The sequence below is a fragment of the Pseudomonas putida genome, assembly GCF_016406145.1.
Taxonomy (GTDB): Bacteria; Pseudomonadota; Gammaproteobacteria; order Pseudomonadales; family Pseudomonadaceae; genus Aquipseudomonas; species Aquipseudomonas putida_E.
In genome coordinates, this window is record NZ_CP066306.1 from 1,292,104 (window position 1) to 1,310,683 (window position 18,580).

The 18,580-nt window shown below is 57.1% G+C and carries 10 protein-coding genes, 2 tRNA genes and 3 rRNA genes; 13 read left to right on the forward strand and 2 right to left on the reverse strand.

From position 1 onward, the window contains the following. Positions 1–3 precede the first annotated feature (3 nt). Both JET17_RS05915 and JET17_RS05920 read right to left on the reverse strand, forming a co-directional pair. Positions 4–1,089, reverse strand: coding sequence for a diguanylate cyclase (locus JET17_RS05915; protein ID WP_012313087.1), 1,086 nt, complete (start codon positions 1,087–1,089; stop codon positions 4–6). A gap of 223 nt (positions 1,090–1,312) precedes the next feature. Beyond that, complete coding sequence (locus JET17_RS05920; protein ID WP_012313088.1) at positions 1,313–2,209, reverse strand: formate/nitrite transporter family protein; 897 nt, start codon at positions 2,207–2,209, stop codon at positions 1,313–1,315. 457 nt (positions 2,210–2,666) lie between these two features. Between JET17_RS05920 and JET17_RS05925 the strand changes: the two genes are divergently transcribed. From JET17_RS05925 to JET17_RS05985, 13 genes are all read left to right on the forward strand, one after another. Then, positions 2,667–4,203, forward strand: a 16S ribosomal RNA gene (locus tag JET17_RS05925). A gap of 77 nt (positions 4,204–4,280) precedes the next feature. Continuing rightward, positions 4,281–4,357 (forward strand) — tRNA-Ile (locus JET17_RS05930). 6 nt (positions 4,358–4,363) lie between these two features. After that, positions 4,364–4,439, forward strand: a tRNA-Ala gene (locus JET17_RS05935). A 236-nt stretch (positions 4,440–4,675) separates the two neighbouring features. Beyond that, a 23S ribosomal RNA gene (locus JET17_RS05940) occupies positions 4,676–7,567 on the forward strand. 131 nt (positions 7,568–7,698) lie between these two features. After that, a 5S ribosomal RNA gene (rrf, locus tag JET17_RS05945) occupies positions 7,699–7,814 on the forward strand. Together the 16S, 23S and 5S rRNA genes with 2 tRNA genes alongside form the textbook arrangement of a ribosomal RNA operon. Before the next feature lie 282 nt (positions 7,815–8,096). Then, positions 8,097–9,740 carry an acetolactate synthase large subunit gene (locus JET17_RS05950; RefSeq protein ID WP_012313089.1) on the forward strand — a complete coding sequence of 548 codons (1,644 nt, stop codon included), beginning with the start codon at positions 8,097–8,099 and terminating at the stop codon, positions 9,738–9,740. A gap of 204 nt (positions 9,741–9,944) precedes the next feature. Beyond that, the gene (locus tag JET17_RS05955) at positions 9,945–11,879 is read left to right on the forward strand and encodes a flavin monoamine oxidase family protein (protein ID WP_012313090.1); all 1,935 of its coding nucleotides are present in this window, start codon (positions 9,945–9,947) and stop codon (positions 11,877–11,879) included. 149 nt (positions 11,880–12,028) lie between these two features. Beyond that, entirely contained in the window at positions 12,029–12,925 is an 897-nt protein-coding gene (locus tag JET17_RS05960) for a nitrilase family protein (RefSeq protein ID WP_012313091.1), read from the forward strand. Positions 12,926–12,935: 10 nt separating this feature from the next. Next, positions 12,936–14,090, forward strand: a complete 1,155-nt coding sequence (locus tag JET17_RS05965) for a hypothetical protein (RefSeq protein ID WP_012313092.1) — start codon at positions 12,936–12,938, stop codon at positions 14,088–14,090. Next, entirely contained in the window at positions 14,087–15,076 is a 990-nt protein-coding gene (locus tag JET17_RS05970) for an asparaginase (RefSeq protein WP_012313093.1), read from the forward strand. The genes JET17_RS05965 and JET17_RS05970 overlap by 4 nt, the downstream gene beginning before the upstream one ends. Positions 15,077–15,167: 91 nt before the next feature. Continuing rightward, positions 15,168–15,722 carry a UPF0149 family protein gene (locus tag JET17_RS05975; protein WP_012313094.1) on the forward strand — a complete coding sequence of 185 codons (555 nt, stop codon included), beginning with the start codon at positions 15,168–15,170 and terminating at the stop codon, positions 15,720–15,722. A gap of 174 nt (positions 15,723–15,896) precedes the next feature. Then, a complete protein-coding gene (locus JET17_RS05980) occupies positions 15,897–16,520 on the forward strand; it encodes a glutathione S-transferase family protein (RefSeq protein WP_012313095.1) in 624 nt (207 codons plus the stop codon). A 27-nt stretch (positions 16,521–16,547) separates the two neighbouring features. Beyond that, positions 16,548–18,578: a pyridoxamine 5'-phosphate oxidase family protein gene (locus JET17_RS05985; RefSeq protein ID WP_012313096.1), complete on the forward strand. Its 2,031-nt coding sequence runs from the start codon at positions 16,548–16,550 to the stop codon at positions 18,576–18,578. Positions 18,579–18,580 lie beyond the last annotated feature (2 nt).

Sequence of the window (18,580 nt, forward strand, 5' to 3'; positions counted from 1 at the left end):
CGGTCAGCGAGGATATTCTGCCAGGGATGCGGGCTGAAGCGTTGTGGTCTCGTCATGTTCGAAATTGACCTGATCGCGACCGCGTCGCTTGGCGCAATAGAGTGCCTTGTCGGCCTTTTCCAGCCAGTGTTCGGGGGATTGGAGGTCTGCCCGGAAGGATGACATGCCGATACTCAGGCTGATTTTCAAATGCGGCAGTTGTGGGTCACGGTAGCAAACGATGCGCTCGCGCAGACGCTCCATGGCCTGCCTGGCCTCACTCTCACTGGTATCGGGCAGAATCACGCAAAATTCGTCGCCACCATAGCGCCCCGCCAGGTCGCCCGCCCGCAGGTTGCGTCTGAGCTCATCGCTCATCTTTCGCAGCACGCAATCGCCGACCACGTGGCCGAACGTGTCATTGATGGTCTTGAAATGGTCGATATCGATCAGGGCAATCACTGATGGCATCTGCAAGTTCTGGCAAGCCTGGAAGCGCAGCAGGAGCAGGTCCTTCCAGGCACCGTGATTGAGCAGCCCGGTCAGACTGTCGGTCAGGCTCAGGTCGCGAAGGCGGCGCTTGTGCTCGGCGAGCTTGATCGCCAGGCGGTAACACACCCAACCCAGGGCCAGTGGATAGAGTGTCAGCATTGGCAGGCAGGCATAGATCTGCAGTGGTGTAGCGTCGAGCTGTAACCCTGTGCCCAGCAATGCGCTGGCTAGCAGCACACCGACCAGTTGTGCCATTAGCCCTCGCAGGACCAAGCGCTTGCCGCCAGCGGCCACATTGTTCATGGTCATCATCGAGAGCACAGTGACGCAGGGCAGGGGGTTGAAATGCATGGCTGCGGTCCAGAAGCCACCCATCAGTGAGTCCAGCAACAGATTGCGCTGTTCCGCCTGGTACGGTGCAATCGAGCGCCGTGCCCATTGATAGGCCAAATGGGGCCAGAGCAATCCGTTGAAGAGCAGCAGCAACCATGCCCAGGTGGGGGGCGAAAGTGGCGCGACCGCTGCGGCGACGCTGAACAGCCCAATGCCAAGGCCGATCACCCGTGGCAGATAGATACGCCTGACGAAAGAAAGTCCCTTGCCGCTGCGGTTGTCCATGATGGTGGTCGTTCTTGTGCTGAGTCGCCGTTTATCGCACAACTCACGTCAATAGTGTTCAACAGTCTGCCATTGACGAAAAATGACCTTGCAAGCCAATTCACGGTTGATGCGGCCCCTATGGATGACCGCGTGTTTTTTTGTGCCTGTGGGCTTGCCTCTCACGATGCTCATGGTGGATTCCATTGGCGGGCCTGAACCTGCTGCGGCGGTGCGCTGAAGGTCATTGCTTGTTGTCCTGCTTGCCGAATGAAGACTTTTTTTCATCCTTCAATAGCTGCGAAGGTGGCTTGCCGCTGTCGCTGCGCACCTGGGCGTGGCTGATCAGGGCAAAAATGAAGCTGCCACCAATGATATTCCCGGCCAAGGTCGGCAGGGCAAACTCAAGCCAGAAGCTGCGCCAGGTTTCGTCTCCTGCCCAGACCAGATAGGACACCTCCACCGAGCCTACGACGATGTGAGTGAAGTCGCCCAGCGCCATTAGGTAGGTGATCATCAGGATGATCCAGATCTTGGCGTGCTCCATGGACGGGATCATCCACACCATGGTCGCTATCATCCAACCCGATACAATGCCCTTGGCAAACATCTGGCTGATATCGTTCTCCATCACCTTGCGGCCGATCTCGAGGAAGGCGACATCCGTCTTGCTGTCGAAAATGGGTAGTTCGAGCATGACCCAGGCGACCAGCAATGTGCCTGCCAGGTTGCCGACCAGCACCACGCCCCACAGCCGCAAAAGGCGCCCGAGGTTGGCGAAGGTCGGCGTTGTCATGATCGGCAGCACCGCTGTGATGGTGTTTTCAGTAAACAGTTGTTGACGCGCCAGGATCACCGCAAGAAAGCCTGCGCTGTAGCCAATGCTGGCTACAACCTGGGCACTCTCACCTTCCGGCAGGCGAGCGTAGAACAGCCCCATGGCCATGAATGAAAGGCCCATGGTCAGGCCAGCAGCCAAGGCCGACCACCAAAGCGCCGCTAGGGTGCGCTCCAGTTCCTGGTCGCCCTGGTAGCGAATGATCTCGTGCAGAACCGCCGCCCTCGGGGGTTGGTTATGGCTGACTTCTTTCTCTTCATCAGCCGACAGGCCAGGGGTCTTCTCGCTCTGCGCATCGCTCATGCCATTGCCCTCCACGGAGTGTTTATCTACAGAGCGATGGTTCATGCATTAAGTTGCCGGGCGGCTGCAAAATGCATCTTGAAGTTTTTTTAGATCAAGGTGTTGACTCCAATTTCAAACCGCGTATTATTCGCCTCCTCGCAGCGTTGAACGCAACGAGGCAGGCGGTAAGTTGTTGAAGTTCAAGGCTTTTGAAAGAAAGCAGATTCAAAAAAACTTCAAAACAAACGCTTGACAGCAAATGAGGAAAGCGTAGAATGCGCGCCTCGGTTGAGACGAAAAGCTCTTAACCAAACGCTCTTTAACAAATCGAATCAAGCAATTCGTGTGGGTGCTTGTGAGTACGGACTGATAGTCATAAAGATTATCAGCATCACAAGTGACCATGCGAGAAATCACATAGTCATTTGAGATTGCTGAGCCAAGTTTAGGGTTTCTTAAAAACCCAAGCAGTATTGAACTGAAGAGTTTGATCATGGCTCAGATTGAACGCTGGCGGCAGGCCTAACACATGCAAGTCGAGCGGATGACGGGAGCTTGCTCCTTGATTCAGCGGCGGACGGGTGAGTAATGCCTAGGAATCTGCCTGGTAGTGGGGGACAACGTTTCGAAAGGAACGCTAATACCGCATACGTCCTACGGGAGAAAGCAGGGGACCTTCGGGCCTTGCGCTATCAGATGAGCCTAGGTCGGATTAGCTAGTTGGTGAGGTAATGGCTCACCAAGGCGACGATCCGTAACTGGTCTGAGAGGATGATCAGTCACACTGGAACTGAGACACGGTCCAGACTCCTACGGGAGGCAGCAGTGGGGAATATTGGACAATGGGCGAAAGCCTGATCCAGCCATGCCGCGTGTGTGAAGAAGGTCTTCGGATTGTAAAGCACTTTAAGTTGGGAGGAAGGGCATTAACCTAATACGTTAGTGTTTTGACGTTACCGACAGAATAAGCACCGGCTAACTCTGTGCCAGCAGCCGCGGTAATACAGAGGGTGCAAGCGTTAATCGGAATTACTGGGCGTAAAGCGCGCGTAGGTGGTTTGTTAAGTTGGATGTGAAAGCCCCGGGCTCAACCTGGGAACTGCATCCAAAACTGGCAAGCTAGAGTACGGTAGAGGGTGGTGGAATTTCCTGTGTAGCGGTGAAATGCGTAGATATAGGAAGGAACACCAGTGGCGAAGGCGACCACCTGGACTGATACTGACACTGAGGTGCGAAAGCGTGGGGAGCAAACAGGATTAGATACCCTGGTAGTCCACGCCGTAAACGATGTCAACTAGCCGTTGGAATCCTTGAGATTTTAGTGGCGCAGCTAACGCATTAAGTTGACCGCCTGGGGAGTACGGCCGCAAGGTTAAAACTCAAATGAATTGACGGGGGCCCGCACAAGCGGTGGAGCATGTGGTTTAATTCGAAGCAACGCGAAGAACCTTACCAGGCCTTGACATGCAGAGAACTTTCCAGAGATGGATTGGTGCCTTCGGGAACTCTGACACAGGTGCTGCATGGCTGTCGTCAGCTCGTGTCGTGAGATGTTGGGTTAAGTCCCGTAACGAGCGCAACCCTTGTCCTTAGTTACCAGCACGTTATGGTGGGCACTCTAAGGAGACTGCCGGTGACAAACCGGAGGAAGGTGGGGATGACGTCAAGTCATCATGGCCCTTACGGCCTGGGCTACACACGTGCTACAATGGTCGGTACAGAGGGTTGCCAAGCCGCGAGGTGGAGCTAATCTCACAAAACCGATCGTAGTCCGGATCGCAGTCTGCAACTCGACTGCGTGAAGTCGGAATCGCTAGTAATCGCGAATCAGAATGTCGCGGTGAATACGTTCCCGGGCCTTGTACACACCGCCCGTCACACCATGGGAGTGGGTTGCACCAGAAGTAGCTAGTCTAACCTTCGGGAGGACGGTTACCACGGTGTGATTCATGACTGGGGTGAAGTCGTAACAAGGTAGCCGTAGGGGAACCTGCGGCTGGATCACCTCCTTAATCGACGACATCAGCCTGCTGATGAGCTCCCACACGAATTGCTTGATTCATTGTCGAAGACGATCAAGACCCTATATAGGTCTGTAGCTCAGTTGGTTAGAGCGCACCCCTGATAAGGGTGAGGTCGGCAGTTCAAATCTGCCCAGACCTACCAATATGCGGGGCCATAGCTCAGCTGGGAGAGCGCCTGCCTTGCACGCAGGAGGTCAGCGGTTCGATCCCGCTTGGCTCCACCACTTCTGCTGTACCTTGATCAAACTCAGAAATGAGCATTCGCATCGAATGTTGATTTCTGACTTTTGTCAGATCGTTCTTTAAAAATTCGGATATGTGATAGAAATAGACTGACATGCACTTTCACTGGTGTGTGATCAGGCTAAGGTAAAATTTGTGAGTTCTGCTCGAAAGAGCAACATGCGAATTTTCGGCGAATGTCGTCTTCACAGTATAACCAGATTGCTTGGGGTTATATGGTCAAGTGAAGAAGCGCATACGGTGGATGCCTTGGCAGTCAGAGGCGATGAAAGACGTGGTAGCCTGCGATAAGCTTTGGGGAGTCGGCAAACAGACTGTGATCCAGAGATCTCTGAATGGGGGAACCCACTCAGCATAAGCTGAGTATCTTGTACTGAATACATAGGTGCAAGAGGCGAACCAGGGGAACTGAAACATCTAAGTACCCTGAGGAAAAGAAATCAACCGAGATTCCCTTAGTAGTGGCGAGCGAACGGGGACCAGCCCTTAAGTTGGTTTGAGATTAGTGGAACGCTCTGGAAAGTGCGGCCATAGTGGGTGATAGCCCCGTACACGAAAATCTCTTATCAATGAAATCGAGTAGGACGGAGCACGAGAAACTTTGTCTGAATATGGGGGGACCATCCTCCAAGGCTAAATACTACTGACTGACCGATAGTGAACCAGTACCGTGAGGGAAAGGCGAAAAGAACCCCGGAGAGGGGAGTGAAATAGAACCTGAAACCGTATGCGTACAAGCAGTGGGAGCCTACTTTGTTAGGTGACTGCGTACCTTTTGTATAATGGGTCAGCGACTTATATTCAGTGGCGAGCTTAACCGAATAGGGGAGGCGTAGCGAAAGCGAGTCTTAATAGGGCGTTTAGTCGCTGGGTATAGACCCGAAACCGGGCGATCTATCCATGGGCAGGTTGAAGGTTAGGTAACACTGACTGGAGGACCGAACCGACTACCGTTGAAAAGTTAGCGGATGACCTGTGGATCGGAGTGAAAGGCTAATCAAGCTCGGAGATAGCTGGTTCTCCTCGAAAGCTATTTAGGTAGCGCCTCATGTATCACTGTAGGGGGTAGAGCACTGTTTCGGCTAGGGGGTCATCCCGACTTACCAAACCGATGCAAACTCCGAATACCTACAAGTGCCGAGCATGGGAGACACACGGCGGGTGCTAACGTCCGTCGTGAAAAGGGAAACAACCCAGACCGTCAGCTAAGGTCCCAAAGTCATGGTTAAGTGGGAAACGATGTGGGAAGGCTTAGACAGCTAGGAGGTTGGCTTAGAAGCAGCCACCCTTTAAAGAAAGCGTAATAGCTCACTAGTCGAGTCGGCCTGCGCGGAAGATGTAACGGGGCTCAAACCATGCACCGAAGCTACGGGTATCACCTTTGGTGATGCGGTAGAGGAGCGTTCTGTAAGCCTGTGAAGGTGAGTTGAGAAGCTTGCTGGAGGTATCAGAAGTGCGAATGCTGACATGAGTAACGACAATGCGAGTGAAAAACTCGCACGCCGAAAGACCAAGGTTTCCTGCGCAACGTTAATCGACGCAGGGTTAGTCGGTCCCTAAGGCGAGGCTGAAAAGCGTAGTCGATGGAAAACAGGTTAATATTCCTGTACTTCCAGTTATTGCGATGGAGGGACGGAGAAGGCTAGGCCAGCTTGGCGTTGGTTGTCCAAGTTTAAGGTGGTAGGCCGAGATCTTAGGCAAATCCGGGATCTCAAGGCCGAGAGCTGATGACGAGTTGCCTTTAGGCGACGAAGTGGTTGATGCCATGCTTCCAAGAAAAGCTCCTAAGCTTCAGATAACTGGGAACCGTACCCCAAACCGACACAGGTGGTTAGGTAGAGAATACCAAGGCGCTTGAGAGAACTCGGGTGAAGGAACTAGGCAAAATGGCACCGTAACTTCGGGAGAAGGTGCGCCGGTGAGGGTGAAGGACTTGCTCCGTAAGCTCATGCCGGTCGAAGATACCAGGCCGCTGCGACTGTTTATTAAAAACACAGCACTCTGCAAACACGAAAGTGGACGTATAGGGTGTGACGCCTGCCCGGTGCCGGAAGGTTAATTGATGGGGTTAGCGCAAGCGAAGCTCTTGATCGAAGCCCCGGTAAACGGCGGCCGTAACTATAACGGTCCTAAGGTAGCGAAATTCCTTGTCGGGTAAGTTCCGACCTGCACGAATGGCGTAACGATGGCGGCGCTGTCTCCACCCGAGACTCAGTGAAATTGAAATCGCTGTGAAGATGCAGTGTATCCGCGGCTAGACGGAAAGACCCCGTGAACCTTTACTATAGCTTTGCACTGGACTTTGAATTTGCTTGTGTAGGATAGGTGGGAGGCTTTGAAGTGGGGACGCCAGTTCTCATGGAGCCATCCTTGAAATACCACCCTGGCAACTTTGAGGTTCTAACTCAGGTCCGTTATCCGGATCGAGGACAGTGTATGGTGGGTAGTTTGACTGGGGCGGTCTCCTCCCAAAGAGTAACGGAGGAGTACGAAGGTGCGCTCAGACCGGTCGGAAATCGGTCGTAGAGTATAAAGGCAAAAGCGCGCTTGACTGCGAGACAAACACGTCGAGCAGGTACGAAAGTAGGTCTTAGTGATCCGGTGGTTCTGTATGGAAGGGCCATCGCTCAACGGATAAAAGGTACTCCGGGGATAACAGGCTGATACCGCCCAAGAGTTCATATCGACGGCGGTGTTTGGCACCTCGATGTCGGCTCATCACATCCTGGGGCTGAAGCCGGTCCCAAGGGTATGGCTGTTCGCCATTTAAAGTGGTACGCGAGCTGGGTTTAGAACGTCGTGAGACAGTTCGGTCCCTATCTGCCGTGGACGTTTGAGATTTGAGAGGGGCTGCTCCTAGTACGAGAGGACCGGAGTGGACGAACCTCTGGTGTTCCGGTTGTCACGCCAGTGGCATTGCCGGGTAGCTATGTTCGGAAGAGATAACCGCTGAAAGCATCTAAGCGGGAAACTTGCCTCAAGATGAGATCTCACTGGGATCTTGAATCCCCTAAAGGGCCGTCGAAGACTACGACGTTGATAGGTTGGGTGTGTAAGCGCTGTGAGGCGTTGAGCTAACCAATACTAATTGCCCGTGAGGCTTGACCATATAACACCCAAGCAATTTGCTTCTGCAGATTGTGGTGGTGAAGACGAAAGAACCGAAAGTTCGCAACTTCACAACTATCGCATATCCGAATTCGCTGGGCTGTCCATCTGGACATTCTGGCTACAGAATTTCTTGACGACCATAGAGCATTGGAACCACCTGATCCCATCCCGAACTCAGTAGTGAAACGATGCATCGCCGATGGTAGTGTGGGGTTTCCCCATGTGAGAGTAGGTCATCGTCAAGATTCATTTCGCAAAACCCCTATCTGCGCGAGCAGGTAGGGGTTTTGTCTTTCCGATATTCGCACACCTTTCTCCAGGCAAAGATGTTTTGTCCGTCTCGCACCTGCGCAAACGCGCCGAAGGGTGCGACAATTAATCCTGTTCATTTACGTGACTTTGCCCTGCCCAAGCTGCGTCAAGGCTTAGGTTCGGGGCATCCTCGCGCCCGGACATAGCGATGCCAGCGTGCCGTGCTGCGCATTTCTGGACCTTCACCGTCCTATACAACTGAGGTTACAAGCAAGATGGCCAAGGCCGCCGATGTCGTTGTGCAATGCCTGGAAAACGAAGGTGTCGAGTATGTGTTCGGCATTCCTGGTGAGGAAAACCTCGACCTGCTGGAATCCCTGCGCAAGTCGAAGATCAAGCTGGTACTGACTCGCCATGAGCAGTCTGCGGGCTTCATGGCAGCCACCTATGGCCGCCTGACCGGCAAGACCGGCGTAAGCCTGTCGACCCTGGGCCCCGGCGCTACCAACCTGGTAACTGCCAGTGCGTACGCCTACCTGGGCGGCATGCCGATGATGATGATTACCGGCCAGAAGCCGATCAAGAAGTCCAAGCAGGGCCGCTTCCAGATCATCGATGTGTGCGGCATGATGGACCCCATCACCAAGTACACCCACCAGTTCGCCTCGGCCGACAACATCCCTTCGCGCATGCGTGAAGCGTTCCGCCTGGCCGAAGAAGAAAAACCGGGCGCCGTGCACCTGGAGCTGCCGGAAGACATCGCCGCCGAGCAGACCGATGCCATGCCGATCCCGCGCAGCCTGCACCGCCGTCCGCTGGCCGAGCACGTGGCCATTGAAGCTGCCATCGAGAAACTGCGCACCGCACGCAGCCCTATCCTGGTGATCGGTGCCGGTGCCAACCGCAAGATGACCGCCAAGGTCCTCAAGCAACTGGTCGATAAGACCGGTATCCCGTTCGTCACCACCCAGCTGGGCAAGGGTGTGGTTGACGAGCGCAGCCCGCGCTTCCTGGGTAATGCTGCGCTGTCGTCCGGTGATTTCGTACACCGTGCGATCGAAGCGGCCGACCTGATCGTCAACATCGGCCACGATGTGATCGAGAAGCCGCCGTTCTTCATGGTCCGTGGCGGCACCGAAGTCATCCATATCAACTTCCGTTCCGCCGAAGTCGACGCCGTGTACTTCCCGCAGGTTGAAGTGATCGGCGACATCGCCAACGCCGTCTGGCAGATCGCTGAAGGCCTGGGCGACACCTCGCACTGGGACTTCACCCGCCTCATGGCGATTCGTGAAGCCAACGAGGCCCAGATCGCCGAAGGCGCCGACGATGACCGCTTCCCGGTCTACCCTCAGCGCCTGGTTGCCGATATCCGTCGTGTACTGCCGTCCGAAGGCATCGTCGCCCTGGACAACGGCATCTACAAGATCTGGTTCGCGCGCAACTACAAGGCTCACAAACCCAACACCGTACTGCTCGACAACGCTCTGGCGACCATGGGCGCCGGCCTGCCGTCGGCCATGGCAGCGCACCTGGTGTACCCGGACCGCCCGGTGATCTCGGTATGTGGCGACGGCGGCTTCATGATGAACAGCCAAGAGCTGGAAACCGCAGTCCGTCTGGGCATGCACGTTACCGTGGTAATCCTGCGTGACGACGGCTACGGCATGATCCGCTGGAAGCAGGCCAACATGGGCTTCACCGATTTCGGCCTGGACTACGGCAACCCGGACTTCGTCAAGTACGCCGAAGCCTACGGTGCCAATGGCCACCGCGTGGAAAGCGCCGAAGGTTTGCTGCCGCTGCTCGAGCACTGCATCAAGACCCCGGGCGTGCACGTGATCGACTGCCCGGTCGACTACAGCGAGAACGACCGCATTCTCAACAGCGAGCTGCGTGAGCGCGCGCTGGCGGTGTAAGCCTTAAGGCCCAATCGCCGGCAAGCCGGCTCCCACGGGAATATCACTGGTCTCTTTGGCCAGTGATTGGCACGTGGGGCGTTTGTCGGCGATAAGGCTCTACAGAGCAGGGCCTGCGCTCGTTGGGGCGTATATATTAACCACCGCTCAGATCTCACGATTCACCATTCTCAGGTTCTCAGCCCCCATGGAGAACACGAGAACATGACCATCGGATCGTCATACAATCACCCCGCCAACCTGGCCATTGAGCCTCTTTCAACCTTGCAACCTTGGGCTGCGCGCTTCCCGAATCCACCAGACCTTTGCTTTGACTATCGCCGGCTGATTGAGCAAAAAGGTGGTATCGCGCGTACCGTCCAACCGGACCATCGAATCTGCATCATCGGCGCTGGTGTTACCGGTTTGACCGCTGCCCGTGAGCTCCTGCGTTGCGGCTTCACCCAAATCACCTTGATCGAGCAATCCCGGCGTATTGGCGGCCGCCACCTGACAGTGGTGAATAACCTCGGCAATTACAAGCAGCCTACTACCCCTTTTGAAATGGGGGCAATGCGCATGCCTTTCTTCAACAGGACGGGAGAACCTGCCAAGGACGGACGTTCGCTGATGGCCTACTACGCCAACTTATTCGATTTGCGCCTCTCAGACTTTCCTAATCCTGGTACACCTTGGGTGAATGCCACAGGGATCTACCTGCGGGAAGGTCAGCTTGACGAAAAAAGTGATCCGGCCCTTCTGATCTGGCGCAATCCAGAAGGAGATACTCCTCCTCCTACGGCCACCCTGCAGCGCATTCACGGTAAATGGACACGCTTTGCAGAGCTGTTCGCCGAAAAGGTTGCCACTTTCTACGGCACGCAAAGTTGGGAGTCGATGTGGTCTGCGATTGTAGAAAGGTATCACCGGCTCTCATTTCGGGAATTGGTCCATCAACCTGTTCTTGATCACTGGGATCCAGCAAACCCGGGTGACTTTGGCGGGTTAGGTATGGATAGGGATGAGTCGGCGATCTTTTATGCGATAGGTATCGGTGATGGCAGCTGGGGTGCATTCTATGATGTCTGCTGTCTGTACCCTCTGCGTACTGCAATCTTTGGCTTCAGCAGCCACTTACAGTTGGTTCATGGGCGTGTGGATCAGGAGGGCAAACCTTTCGGCGCACCGTATCTGGGAGTCGAGACGGTACCTGACAGCAAGGGGCTCATGTTCCAGGCACCGGCCTATCTTGGTCTGGCAGCAATGGATGACTGCCTGCTGTTCATGGATATCGATACTCGGGGTGCGTCACTGTATAACCATCTTGCTCAACGTGATGACGGTCTGCTGACTGACAGTTCGGTGTGCGGTCTTCAGAAACTGCCAGATGGTCGTATTCGAGTCCAATACCGTTGGCAGTGGAGCAACTCACAGCGAGAGCAGTTGCTGCACGATGATTTCGACAGCGTTATTCTGACCACGCCGTCCTGGTTGATTGAAACTCAGATCCGGCTTAGTGATTTCAGCCGGGAGTCTTTGCCACAACCGATCATGGATGCCTGGAAGCATGCCCATTGGGAGACCAGCTGCAAAGTCTACGCGCCGCTCAAGAAAGCCTTCCTCGATCGCCAATTTCCTTTGCCACAAATCCTGATCACCGACAGCTTTGTTCACGATGTATATGCCTACCGCTACAACGATAGCTACACCGATGATTGCATCCTTCTCAGCTACACCTGGGAAGACGACGCCACCAAACTGGCAGCATTCTCTGATGAGGAGCTAGTACAAAAGTGCATCACCGAGCTTGATCGGATCCTGTTGCGCTGTTCCAACATCGGTGAAGCCATATCGCCTTACATCGATACTCGAAACATTCGTATACAGCGATGGATGACTGATAGAAACGCCTTGGGCTGCGCAAAGCTTTATCGAGCAGGCACCTATTACGACGCTGTTGGCTTGATGAAATACAACCGTGAACTGAGTACCTCCTCGGGACTTTATCTGGCTGGAGAGTCCTTCTCTGTTGATGCCGGTTGGACGGAGCCATGTCTGCGCACGGCGATCGATACGGTCATAAACATCTGTGATCGCACATCAGCCAAGTTCCATGGTGGCTTCACCCTTGATGACTACCCGCATTACCAGGTCCGGTAGACAAAGGGGTTGAAGGCCCTCGCATAGCGCGCTTCTTACCCAAATTCTTCGTTTTTCCTACAGGTCTGTGGGAGTGCGCTGACTGTCGCTCCCCAGCCTGGCCCCGTTTTACTGGCGCTCTTCCACAACAACCAAAAAAGGAAGCCGCCATGTCCGAACTATGCCTCCCCATAAGCCCGGTAAAAATCGCCGTCATTCAGTACGACCCTCAGGTTGGGCTAGACAATCGCGATGGCAACCTGAAACACGGGTTGGCCCTGGCCCGGCGAGCTGCTCGCGAAGGTGCCAACCTGATTGTGCTGCCTGAACTGGCAAACACCGGTTATACCTTTCAGTCGCGTGCCGAAGCCTATGCTCATGCCCAGACGCTACAGGACGGGCCCAGCCTCCAGGCGTGGGCGGACTTTGCGCAGGAACATCAGGTTTATCTGGCCGCAGGCTTCGCGGAACGCGATGGTCTGAAACTCTATGACAGTGCAGTGCTGCTCGGGCCTGAAGGGATGCTTGGGCATTATCGCAAGGCCCACCTGTGGAATCACGAAAAGCTGTGGTTCACCCCAGGCGACCTGGGCTTCCCTGTCTTCGAAACGCCCATCGGACGTATAGGTTTGTTGATCTGTTGGGATATCTGGTTTCCCGAGGTCCCACGCCTGATGGCGGCGCAAGGTGCCGACATCCTCTGCAGCCTGAACAACTGGGTATGGACGCCACCGCCGCTGTTCGATGCTGCCGGACGTTGCATGGCTTCATACCTCACCATGACGGCAGCACACGTCAACAATGTCTATATCGCCGCCGCCAACCGAATCGGTAGCGAGCGGGGAGGCCGTTTTCTGGGCTGTTCGCTGATCGCCGGGACCAACGGATGGCCCATCGGTGAAACGGCCAGCGCAGATCACGAAACCATCCTCTATGCCGATGTCGATCTCAGCGCAGCCCGTTCGGCGCCAATCTGGAACAGCCTCAACGATTTGCCGCGAGACCGGCGTACAGATCTTTACGACGCCACGCTCGGCTATCGCATGCATGCACCGATGCCACGCTGAGGAGATGGAAATGAAGGTTAAACTCATTCCGCCTCAGCAATTGATCCCAGCGTTGATGCTGGCCAGCCTGACAGTATTGCTGGCTGCCAGCCTGGTGCTCGGTCAATGGCCGGATTATGCACAGTGGACCTCGACACTGGATCAGCCACTGAGCCGCCTACGCTGGATAGTCGCAGACATCAGCGAAGTCACTTTTTACAAGCATGAACTACCCGCCCTCGGCTTGCTGCTCGGCGCTTGCCTCGCGCATTGGGCCTATATCCGTGGCTACCGTTGCCAGGGCTTCGCCATCTGTTATGGCAGTGGCTTGTGGCCCTGGGTTTTCATCAGCTCGCTGCTTGGCTTGCTGCTCAGTCATGCCTTGTGGGGCTGGACCTTGGCCAGTGGCGCCTGGCAACCCACGTTCGTCGCCTTCGTCTCGCTGCCTGCTGCCATGGTTCTGCTGTTTGGTGGCGGCTGGCAGGTGACGATCACCGGTGCGGTGCTGGGCGCACTGCTGGTAGCACCAGCCAGCCTGTTGCTGGTCAATTACCTGTGCTACCCCCTGCAGTTGCCTACTGTGATCGGCAATGTCAGCGGGATGGCTGTAGCAAGCGTGATGGCTTTCATGCTGTGCAGGCGCTTTCCATCGCTGGTCGAGCGCGGCCGCAGGCCCGAGACGTTGCAGGCTGTTGCGCCAAACCCGGACTATGGCGTGGTCTGGTCACTCAGGCGAGTTCTGGCCGATTTCAGCGAAGGGCCATTTTTCGGAAATGAACTGGCCAGTCTGGGGCTCTTGCTGGGTGTCCTGGCCGCCTACATGCTAGCGCCCGCTGCACCCGCCTATGGCTCGCACCTGGTTGTTCAGTTGGTGGCCGGGCAGGGGTTGTCTTCATTGGTTGGTGTAGTGATGTGGCGTCGTCAGTGGCAAGCGCGTGGCTGGTATCCCACCTACATTCCCATTGTGTCGGTTGTTCCTGCCGCAGTGCTGACCCATGGCGGTAGCTGGCAGGTGGTCATGCTCAGCGCAATATTGGGCGCGCTGATCGCACCGCCGTTGGCTGTGGCCATCAGCCAACGGTTACCGAGTCATATGCATGGCTATATCGGTAATGTTCTGTCCATGGCCATCAGTACATTAGGTATCGTGCCGCTGGTCGGGCTTGTTACAGGGGTTGGCGTATGACGGAGTTTAAAAATTTGCCTCGCTTGTCGATTGCCAGCCTGGGAGGAACAGCCAGCATGCAGGCTGGTGAACCGGGGCGGGGGGTGACGCCAAGTCTCGACTGTGAGAGGCAATTGGCCTTGTTACCTCACTTGCGCGAAATGGCGCACCTTGAAGTGGCCACGCTGTGTCTGGTCCCTAGTGCCTCACTGAGCTTCGTGATGCTTCTGGATGTGCTGGCCTGGGCTCGCGCTGAAATTGAAGGTGGCTCGCAGGCAGTGATACTCACTCAGGGGACTGATACGCTGGAGGAGACGGCGTACTTCTTCAACCTGCTCTGGCCTTTCGACGCACCGCTTGTGCTCACCGGTGCAATGCGCCCGCCCAGCCAGCCGGGGAGCGATGGGCCGGCCAATTTGCTGGCGGCGACGCAGGTAGCTCTGGCTCACGCTAGCAGGGGAAGAGGTGCGCTGGTAGTGATCAACGACCAGATCCACTGCGCAACACGGGTACGCAAGACTGCCAGCCTGTCGATGGCCGCGTTCGAGTCGCCTGGCAGTGGTTCCGTTGGTGAACTCGTAGAAGGCTTGGCGGTTTATCGTCAACCGCCTTGCCCGCGCATGGTGCTACCGCTCCCCGAACGCGTCGGGCATCGGGTTGCGCTGCTGGAAGCTTGCCTGGATGCAGATACAACCTTGCTGCAGGCTGTTGCGGCCTTTGGGTTCGAGGGGCTGGTCATATCCGGGTTTGGTGCCGGGCACGTTTCCAGCGCCTGGTCCGATGTGTTGGGTGAGCTGGCGCCGAACCTGCCGGTGATTGTCGCTACCCGCACCGGAAGTGGGACCACCGCTCGGGCCACCTACGGTTTTGCGGGGGCCGAGATCGACTTGCAGTCCAAAGGCGTACACATGGCCGGACAACTCTGTCCGCGCAAGTGTCGAATATTGTTGTGGTTGCTACTCGGCACGGGGCAACAGTCGTCGCTGTGCACCTGGCTACCCCGATAGGGTAAATGCCCGCAGCTCTGTGGCTGTGGGCAGCCCTTGACCCGTCGCTGTGATAGGGTGCACACACTTTTGCTTTTCAGGATGTGCAACCATGCTCCCCCCCCTCAGCGAAAAAGAACTCGACCGCCTCGAAGACCTGCTGATCACCTACGGCAACGACTATTCGGTCCTCAACCTTGCCGAGCTCAACGGCTTTTTCACCGGCCTGGCCAGCTCGCCCTCCCGGATCAATCCCGAGCAGTGGTTGCCTGCGGTCGCCGGTGGCAAGGTGCCGAAGTTCAAGAAGCCTGCCCATGAAGAAGCCTATACGGCACTGATGCTGCGCTATGCCCACCAGGTGGCGGAACAGCTTGCGGAAAATGTCGACGGCTTTGAGCCGGTGTTCGAAGAAAGTGAAAGCGAGGAAGGGCCGGCGATCATCATGGAAGAATGGTGCTTTGGCTACATGCGCGCTACCCAGATCGCGCAATGGAGCGACCTTCCGCCGGAGCAGGATCAATTGCTCAAGGCTATTTCGCTGCACGGGCTGGAGGATAACTTTGAGCTGCTCGATACCATGAGTTTCGATGAGCTGCAGGCCTGCGTGCCACACGTGATTGCTGCTGCGAAGGGCTTGTATCGGTATCAGAAGCAGCAGCGCCACTGACCCGATGGGGCTGGCCCTTTTGGGTCTGCCCCGCCCAAGGGCCCTTGGGAATCCAGCGATTATTTCGCATAGCGAAATTATGATCTTCCCCCAGCACTGATTCTGCAACTCAGTGATTCAGCGCAGCATGTGCTCCACCAGCACCACGCCGGTGCCGACCCTGGAGCACAGACCATGATCAAACTCTACAACTTCCCAAAGTCCGGCCATGCCCATCGCATCGAGCTGATGCTGTCGCTGCTGAACCTGCCCACCGAACTGGTGTTCGTGGATCTGGCCAAGGGCGCGCACAAGCAGCCCGAATTCCTCGCCCTCAACCCCCTCGGCCAGGTACCGGTGATCGATGACAACGGTACTGTCATTGCCGACTCCAACGCCATCCTCGTCTACCTGGCCAGCACGTACGACAAAGCCGGCCATTGGCTGCCCCATGACCCGGTCAGCGCCGCTCGTGTGCAACGCTGGCTTACCACCGCCGCAGGGCCGCTCGCCTTCGGCCCGGCCGCTGCCCGTCTGGTTACAGTGTTTGGCGCCTCATTCAATACCGACGAAGTCATCGGTCGCGCCCACGCCTTGCTCAAGGTGATGGACCGCGAACTGGCCGAGTCGCCATTCCTGGTGGGCGACCAGCCGACCATCGCTGATGTGGCCAACTACTCCTACATCGCCCACGCCCCTGAGGGCAACGTCTCGCTGGAGCCGTACCCCAACGTACGCGCCTGGCTGGCACGCATCGAAGCGCTGCCCGGCTTCGTTGCCATGCCACGTACCGCCGTGGGCCTGCAAGCCAACGTCTGAGCCGCAATCCAACCGAGGAACGCCGCCATGCAACAAACCCCTGACCCTCGACCCTCGCCCTGGCACGTTGGCGAAAAACGGCTGCAGGAGCAGGCCGGTGTGGCGCAGCGCATGGAGGCGTTCGGGCAGAAGGTCATTCGTGACTACATGCCCGACCAGCACCGCGAGTTTTACCGACAATTGCCTTTCCTGGTCGCTGGCGCCGTGGACGCCCACGGTAAACCCTGGGCGACGCTGTTTGAAGGCCCCGAAGGGTTCGTCAGCTCGCCCGACCCACGGCAATTGTTGATCGACACCCACCTCGCCAGCGACGACCCGGCAACGCCAGGCCTGGGCGCAGGTGGTGCTGTCGGCCTGCTCGGCATCGAGCTGCACAGCCGCCGGCGCAACCGCATCAACGGGCTTATCCAGCAAGGGGGCGGTGGCCCGCTGGCGGTGACGGTGGAGCATGCCTTCGGCAATTGTCCCCAGTACATCCAGTTGCGCGCTTACACGCGTGTCGATGAGCCGCCGCAGAGCAGGCTGGACTCCAGCGTACTGGATGCCCACGCAGTGACGATGATCGAGCAGGCAGACACCTTCTTTGTCGCCAGCTACATCGACCACGAAGACGGCCACCGCGCTGTGGATGTCTCGCACCGCGGCGGCCGTGCCGGGTTCGTCAAGGTCGACGGCAACCGCCTGACCATCCCCGACTATGCCGGCAACTTGCACTTCAATACCCTCGGCAACCTGTTGGAAAATCCGCAGGCAGGGTTGTTGTTCGTCGATTTCAGCAACGGCAACGTGCTGCAAGTGACGGGGCGCACTGATATTTTGCTCGACAGCCCGCTGATCAAAGACTTCGAGGGCGCCGAGCGGCTATGGACGCTTCAGGTCGAACAGGTCGTGCTGCGCCGGGCTGGCGTGTCGTTGCGCTGGGCCTTCCAGGAGTACGCACCGACCAGCCTGATGACCGGTACCTGGGCTGAGGCCGAGCAGCGCCAGCAGCAGCGCGAACGGCAGCGCCAATGGCTGACCTGGCGTGTGGAGCGGGTAGAGCAGGAGAGCCGAGACATCCGCTCGTTCTACCTTGCGCCAGACAGGCCGGTAACGTTCGCCCCAGGCCAGCACATTCCTGTGCGTCTCCCGCTGGGTGGCGACACGCCGTTGATTCGCACCTACAGCCTGTCCTGCGCGCCATCGGACGGCCACCTGCGCATTAGCGTCAAGGCCCAGGGTGCGGCTTCGCGGTATCTGCACGAACAGGTCGGCGTTGGCGACCTGCTCGACGTGCGGCTGCCCATGGGCAGTTTTACCCTGGACGGCGACAGTACAAGGCCCATCGTGCTGATTGGTGCAGGCGTGGGCATTACCCCGCTGATCGCCATGTTGCGCGAGCAGTTGGCCCGGCAGCAGTCGCGGCGAATTCATCTGTTCCACGGCGCCCGCCGCCTCGCTGACTTGCCATTTCAGCAGGAGCTGGCCGCGTTGTCCGAGCGGGCAGGTGGCCTGTTGAGTGTGCATCGCTCCCTTAGCCAGCCGGAGGACGACGCAGTACCAGGACGCGACTATGAACATGCCGGGCGCCTGGCGATCGAGCAGGTGAAAGCGAAGCTGGCGCTGGATGACTATGACTTCTACCTGTGTGGGCCGGCCAGCTTTACCCAGGACCTGTATGAAGGGTTACGCGCCATACACGTGCCGGACAAGCGCATTCATGCAGAAGCCTTCGGCCCGTCGACACTCAGGCGTCATACCGATGACGACCAGCCGACGCTGCAGCAGCCACCGGCTGCCAGCGAGCCAGTGCCGGTATACTTTGCCAGCTCGGCCAAGGAGGCGCGCTGGGCACCGGGCGGTGGAACCTTGCTGGAACTTGCCGAAGCCCGTGGGTTGTCGCCGGACTTCAGCTGCCGGGGCGGTTCGTGCGGCACCTGCAAGACCAAGGTGGTGAGCGGGCAGGTGCATTACCCGAACCCGCCTGCCGAGATGCCGGAAGCAGGGACAGTGCTGATCTGCTGCGCGGTGCCGGGCAAAGCGCAGGAGGGCGGGCAGGCGTTGGTACTGGACATTTGATG

Coding starts and splice junctions, on each gene's coding strand:
- JET17_RS05915 (WP_012313087.1), bottom strand. CDS start 1,089: ATGGACAACCGCAGCGGCAAGGGACTTTCTTTCGTCAGGCGTATCTAT.
- JET17_RS05920 (WP_012313088.1), bottom strand. CDS start 2,209: ATGAGCGATGCGCAGAGCGAGAAGACCCCTGGCCTGTCGGCTGATGAA.
- JET17_RS05950 (WP_012313089.1), top strand. CDS start 8,097: ATGGCCAAGGCCGCCGATGTCGTTGTGCAATGCCTGGAAAACGAAGGT.
- JET17_RS05955 (WP_012313090.1), top strand. CDS start 9,945: ATGACCATCGGATCGTCATACAATCACCCCGCCAACCTGGCCATTGAG.
- JET17_RS05960 (WP_012313091.1), top strand. CDS start 12,029: ATGTCCGAACTATGCCTCCCCATAAGCCCGGTAAAAATCGCCGTCATT.
- JET17_RS05965 (WP_012313092.1), top strand. CDS start 12,936: ATGAAGGTTAAACTCATTCCGCCTCAGCAATTGATCCCAGCGTTGATG.
- JET17_RS05970 (WP_012313093.1), top strand. CDS start 14,087: ATGACGGAGTTTAAAAATTTGCCTCGCTTGTCGATTGCCAGCCTGGGA.
- JET17_RS05975 (WP_012313094.1), top strand. CDS start 15,168: ATGCTCCCCCCCCTCAGCGAAAAAGAACTCGACCGCCTCGAAGACCTG.
- JET17_RS05980 (WP_012313095.1), top strand. CDS start 15,897: ATGATCAAACTCTACAACTTCCCAAAGTCCGGCCATGCCCATCGCATC.
- JET17_RS05985 (WP_012313096.1), top strand. CDS start 16,548: ATGCAACAAACCCCTGACCCTCGACCCTCGCCCTGGCACGTTGGCGAA.